This is a genomic window from Oscillospiraceae bacterium (assembly GCA_034925865.1).
Classification (GTDB): domain Bacteria; phylum Bacillota; class Clostridia; order Oscillospirales; family SIG627; genus SIG704.
The window spans coordinates 1-1,817 of the sequence record JAYFRN010000036.1; the positions used below are offsets into that span (position 1 = coordinate 1).

Sequence of the window (1,817 nt, forward strand, 5' to 3'; positions counted from 1 at the left end):
ATAAAGCTTAACCGCACCATCCGTATAATCATAATCCTTGAGAGTCATAAGAGCAGGTTTTTCCGCAGTTATAATATCAAAAATTCTTATGATATCGGAATTATCAGGCATCCTGTAATAAGGAACGGTATCAGCGGAAGACTCAAAGCATGCAATGCCGGAATAAAGAGTCTTTTCTTTAAGAACTTTGGCGGAATACGCGCTTTTCACGGAAAGATATCCGTCGATCGCTCCGCCGGAGGAGATCGCGGAAAAATCCACGCTTTCCCCTTTGCTCAGATGCGAAAAGGATCTTTTGGATGAACTGTAATTTGCGCTGTTCTTGAGCGGTTTTTTCATTTTCACTCCGATATTTTCCGTATTATAAAAATCGGTATCCCGTACCACCCCGGAATCAAATATTTCATAAATCGAAAAGGTGCGTTCAATATAATTTTCTACGAGCATATGTTCGGATGTAGAATATGAGAATTTTAGCCTTATGGCGGAATATTCTTCACAGCTGAAATATGACGCAACTGATAATAGGTTTGAAAATCTATCATAATTTGATTCTGACAGATAGTACAGAAAGTCCTCAAGACACGAGCATTTTTCAAAATACTCGGCCATTCTTACCTTCAAAAACTCCTCGCCGAGATCAATTATTTCGACAGTTTGCGGTTGATTGTCTGCGGTTTCTGTTACTGTTTTCTTATCTGTTGTCACTGTCTTTGATAGAATATCCGTTTCTTCGGAAACATACGGCTCCGAATTAAAGCCTGTGCTTGCGGTCAATCCGGAATAAAGCTCCTCTCTGGGCAGTACTCCACACGATATGGCGGAAAAGACAAATGCAAGAAGGACAGCAAAAAAGCAGATAAGGGCTGTTTTCCTCCGCTGTTTAAAGCCTATGGTTTTAAATTCGGTTTTTGGAGCTATCATTTTGTCTTCCTTTCCGAAAATGTGTATTATATATTGTGATGTACTATATAACAAAGCCTTTTCTCTCTATAAGTGGTAAATATTTAATACATATAACTTGTCCATGTCCATATGGCATGTGCCTCCTCCATGCTTATGTTTTTCAAAAGCAGGACTGTTACAACATCTTGTTTGAACCATCTGAAGAGAGGATCTTCCCCAGGCGACACGCAGTCGCCATATTCCGGAGTAAAGCCTATGGTTGAACATATAGCATAATCATATTCGGAATTATCTGAAAGAGTCAGCAGAAATTGCGTTTGACTTTTTTGTTCCACAGACAAAACCTCGAATTTGCCGGAAACTATATTTACGGCGGCTTCTTCTGCTGAATATCCGTTGAAAAGATAATCGCAGTAAACTCCTTTCGTAATATAAAGAGCACATTTGACTACTTCTGATTTTTCGTCATTTCTTAATATTGAAAAATTATATTTGTCTCCAAAGCAGAATAACTTCTGTGTGGCATTTTCCGGACTCCCCGGAAGCGCAGAGCAATATGTGAGCCCGGTGGCATCATAGGGGAATACGTACTTCCCATTATCAGTTGAGGTGATTTTTTTAGGATGAAGATGGTGTTGAGTGGTCTTGTACATAAATGCGGTATCATTATTTGATTTCGCGGCTTCATGGGCTTTCGCGCAGATTGCCCTGATCTCCGCGGATTCTTTCTTTGTCAGTAGACGTTCTCCGTAATCTGTCAACGAAGCAAGGACACGACCGTCAGAACCCGGGCATTCCCATATGCTGAGCTCTGCAGTGGGAAATCTGGCCGCTTCGCTAAATAAAAACCCCAATTCATAAAGCTTAACCGCACCATCCGTATAATCATAATCCTTGAGAGTCATAAGAGC

At 40.6% G+C, this 1,817-nt stretch carries 2 protein-coding genes; both read right to left on the bottom strand.

Annotated features, from left to right (window positions below):
* The coding region (locus VB118_11375; GenBank protein MEA4833201.1) for a hypothetical protein at positions 1-924 on the bottom strand (924 nt) is incomplete at its 3' end.
* Positions 925-1,007: 83 nt separating this feature from the next.
* Positions 1,008-1,817, bottom strand: an 810-nt coding sequence (locus tag VB118_11380; GenBank protein ID MEA4833202.1) for a hypothetical protein, incomplete at its 5' end; no start/stop codon positions are given.